The following is a 4,087-nucleotide window of genomic DNA, read 5'->3' on the forward strand; positions in this document are numbered from 1 at the left end:
TGGTGGGTGTAGCTGGCCTGGGTGAGGTAGCCGCCGGAGGTGTGCAGGATGCCCTTGGGCTTACCGGTGGTGCCGGAGGTGTAGAGGATGAAGAGCGGGTGCTCGGCGTCGTGTGCCTCGGGGGTGTGTTCGGTGGACTGGCGGGCGGTGGCCTCGTGCCACCAGACGTCGCGGCCCTCGGTCCAGGAGACGTCCTGGCCGGTGCGGCGGACGACCAGGACGTGCTCGACGCCGTCGACCTTGGTCAGTGCCTCGTCGATGGCGGGCTTGAGGGCGGAGGGCTTGCCGCGCCGGTAGCCGCCGTCGGCGGTGATGACGAGCTTGGCCTGGGCGTCCTGGATGCGGGAGGCGACGGCGTCGGCGGAGAAGCCGCCGAAGACCACCGAGTGGGTGGCGCCGATCCGGGCGCAGGCGAGGATCGCGACGACGGCCTCGGCGATCATCGGCAGGTAGACGGCGACGCGGTCGCCCTTGCGGACCCCGAGTTCCAGCAGGGCGTTGGCGGCCTGTGAGACCTCGTCCTTGAGCTGGGCGTAGGTGAGGGAGCGGCTGTCGCCGGGCTCGCCCTCGAAGTGGATGGCGACGCGGTCGCCGTTGCCCGCCTCGACGTGGCGGTCGACGCAGTTGTAGGCCACGTTGAGCTTGCCGTCGGCGAACCACTTGGCGAACGGCGGGTTGGACCAGTCGAGCGTCTCGGTGGGCTCGACGGCCCAGGTGAGGCGGCGGGCCTGCTCGGCCCAGAAGCCGAGGCGGTCCTCGGAGGCCTGAGCGTATGCGGCCGCGGTGACGTTGGCGGCTGCGGCGAGCTCTGCCGGCGGGGCGAAGCGCCGTTCCTCCTTGAGCAGGTTGGCCAGGCTCTCGTTGCTCAACGCGCACTCCTCATCGAGTCATGATCGGGATCGTTCCCGTGCGTGGGGATTGTCCCGTGTGTCCCAGCGCACAGCTCACCAGGCGAAGAGGTCACTTGACAAGAGGCTCCGGTGAATTGGTGTAGACCTTTGACCGGGCGTCGAACGGTCGCCCGAGGCCGGGGCGCCTCTGGAGGGTGTGGCGGAGGTGGGCCCGCGTCCTGGCCCGCCCGGCGGGACGCGGGCCCGGCTCTCAGGCGGCCAGGCCCGGACCGCCCCCGGTCCTGGTCGCGTCGGAGGGGTCCGTACCGGAGGGTGGGACCTCTTCGAATTCCTTCACCCGTTCGGGCGTGTCGCAGTCGGCGGCCGAAGTGGACGCGGCGGACGCGACCGCTGTGGCGGCCATGACGGCGGCCGCAGGGGCGTGGGCGTGAGCACGGGGGGAGGTCTCGCCCGGTGCGCCCAGTGCCTCGACCGGGCTGAACCGGCCGCTCTCGCGATCGAGCACGTAGGCCTGCGCCGTGGCGAAGTCGAAGTACATCCCGACCAGCCGCAGTGTGCCCTCGGCCACCCGCCGCTCCACGGCGGGGTTGGCCAGCAACTGGTCCAGTTGCTGGACCACGTTGGTGATGCAGAGCTGCTCGACCAGGTCGACCACCGGCCGGGCCGTGAACTCGGCCGGGACCCGGCGCAGCCGGTCCAGGGAGCCGCGGCCGTTGCGCAGCCACCGGGCCAGCGGGGTCGGCGGGCCCGGTTGTTCGTGCAGCCCGTCCAGCAGCGCCTTCATCGCCCCGCAGCCCGAATGGCCGCAGACCGTGATCGAACCGACCTCCAGGACCTCGACGGCGTACTGCACCGCCGCCGCCACCGAGTCGTCGGCCGCCCCCGGCTCGAACGGCGCCGGCACCAGGTTGCCGACGTTGCGGACGGTGAAGAGGTCGCCGGGGCCGCTGTTGGTGATCATGCTGGTGACCATCCGCGAGTCCGCGCAGGTCAGGAAGAGCTGGGACGGCGTCTGTCCCTCCCGGGCGAGCCGGGCCAGTTCGGGCCGGACCAGCGGGGCGGTGTGCAGTTGGAACACCCGGACCCCGTCCAGCAGTCGTCCGTGCGGGTCCTCCTGCTGTTCGACGCAGTGGTGGCCGACCCAGGGCGTCCAGGCGCGGCAGCGGTGCGGGCCGGGAGAGCTGCCGGTACGGACGGTGCCGTCGGGATCGAGGACCTCGTCGTCCTGGCGGTGGGTCACCATCGAGACGCGGCCGCCGCCGGCCTGGTACCCGGTGCGCCAGCTGTGCAGGGTCTCGTACGCGGCGTGGTCGAGGAAGGAGCCGTCGTGGACGACCGCGACGTCGGCGCCGGCCGGGATCCCGGCGAGGGACCGGCTGAGCCGCGGCACGGCGGTGAAGGTGAGCGGACCGTGCGTCTCCACGGTGAACGAGCCGTCGGGACCGGTCAGGACGTCCACGTGGGCGCGGGTCAGCCGGTAGAGGGCGAGCAGGACGGCGGTCGCGGCTCCCAGCGCCACGCCCGGCAGGACGCCGAGCAGCACCACGCCCGCCACGGTGGTGAGGTAGACCGGGAACTCCCGGTGCCGGTGGACCTTGCGGATGTGCGCGAAGCTCACCATCTGCAGGCCGACCACGAGCACCAGGGCGGCGAGCGCGGAGAGCGGGATCCGGCGCAGCCCGCCGGTGAGGGCCAGCGCCGCAGCCAGCACCCAGACTCCGTGCAGGATCGAGGACCGACGGCTCGTGGCCCCGGCGCGGACGTTGGCCGTGCTGCGCACCGCTCCGCCGGCGATCGGCAGACCGCCGACCAGGCCGCTCACCATGTTGGCGAGGCCCTGGCCGCGCAGCTCGCGGTCGAGGTCCCCGGTCCGGTGGGACATCCGGTCGACGGCGACGGCCGAGAGCAGTGACTCGACGCTCGCCACGGCGGTGACGGTCAGCACGGCGGCCAGGACGGCGGGGAGCGGTCCGTGGGGCAGGTCGGGGACGAGGTCGTGCGGTTGCCAGGCGGGGAGCTCGACCCGGGCGAGCCGGAGGTCCAGCGCGACGGAGAGCGTGGTGGCGAAGGCGACGGCGGCCAGCGGTCCGGGCACCCTGACGAGCCGGGACCCGAACGCGCCGGCCCGGCCGGGGAGCCGGTTCAGCCGGGGCCAGCCGAGCAGGACGACCGCGGTGACGGTGCCGACCGCCAGGGCGGCCGGATGCGGGACCGCCAACTGGCCGGGAAGGGCGAGCAGGTTGGCCGTCGCCGAGCTCTGCGGAGAGCCGCCGAGGACGACGTGCAGCTGCGCGATGGCGATGGTCAGGCCGACGCCGGCCAGCATCCCGTGCACGATGGCGGGAGAGACGGCGAGCGCGGTGCGCGCCACCCTCCTGACCCCGAGCAGGAGTTGCAGCAGGCCGGCGGCGAGGGTGATGGCGCAGGTGGCCTGCCAGCCGTAATGGGAGATCAGTCCGGCGGTGATCACGGTCAGCGCGGCGGAGGGGCCGCTCACCTGGAGCGGGGTGCCGCCGAACAGGCCGACCACGATCCCGCCGACCGCTGCCGCGGCGAGGCCGGAGGTGAGCGGGGCGCCGGTGGCCAGGGCGATGCCGAGCGAGAACGGCACGGCGATCAGGAAGACCACGAGGGAGGCGGAGAGGTCCGGTGCCCAGGGGGCGCGGGGACGTCTGCCCGGCGGGGCGTGGTCGGTGGTGTCGGAGGCGATGGGTGCGCCGGAGATGTCGAGGGTCATAGTCTTCCCGTCTTTTCCGGGGGAACGAACGCAGTCAGGTCCGGCGGTGCGGTGAGCCCGGTGACGGGCCCGGCGGGTCGGATCGGCTGTCGTGGGTCGCGACGGTGTGGCGGGATGGCGTGGTCGCGGCGGGGAGTGCGGGTGTCACCGGCCGGACCGTGGACCATCAGGAGCCCCGACGGCTGCTCGCCCGGGGCGATGGGAGGAGCCATGCCTCGGAGAGGCCGTCGGGACCGAGGTGAGTATCAAGACTCGGTAAACCGAGGGTAATGGGATCTTTGCACAGCGTCATCCCGGGCGACAGGCAATAACCACGCCGTTCACCCCATTGGGTGGTGGTCGAACGGACGGGAATCTGCTGGTGGGAGGGCCCTGCGGCAGCGTCGGACGCTCGGGACCGCCGGGGCCGAGGTCGGGGGCCGGGGATTCGGGCCGGGGAGCCGGACGGGCCGCGGCCTCCCCGGGGTGGGGAGGCCGCCTCGTACGGGGAGGCGTCCAG

The 4,087-nt window shown here is 73.2% G+C and carries 2 protein-coding genes; both read right to left on the reverse strand.

Going from position 1 to position 4,087, the window contains the following annotated elements; all coding sequences use genetic code 11:
* On the reverse strand, positions 1-869 hold an 869-nt coding region (locus tag ABZY91_RS41590; protein WP_355409393.1), incomplete at its 3' end, for an AMP-binding protein.
* Between the two features lie 232 nt (positions 870-1,101).
* Entirely contained in the window at positions 1,102-3,588 is a 2,487-nt protein-coding gene (locus ABZY91_RS41595; RefSeq protein WP_355409395.1) for a bifunctional SulP family inorganic anion transporter/carbonic anhydrase, read from the reverse strand.
* Positions 3,589-4,087: the final 499 nt, after the last annotated feature.

Origin of the sequence: Kitasatospora sp. NPDC002965, assembly GCF_040611255.1 — a bacterium.
GTDB lineage: Bacteria > Actinomycetota > Actinomycetes > Streptomycetales > Streptomycetaceae > Kitasatospora.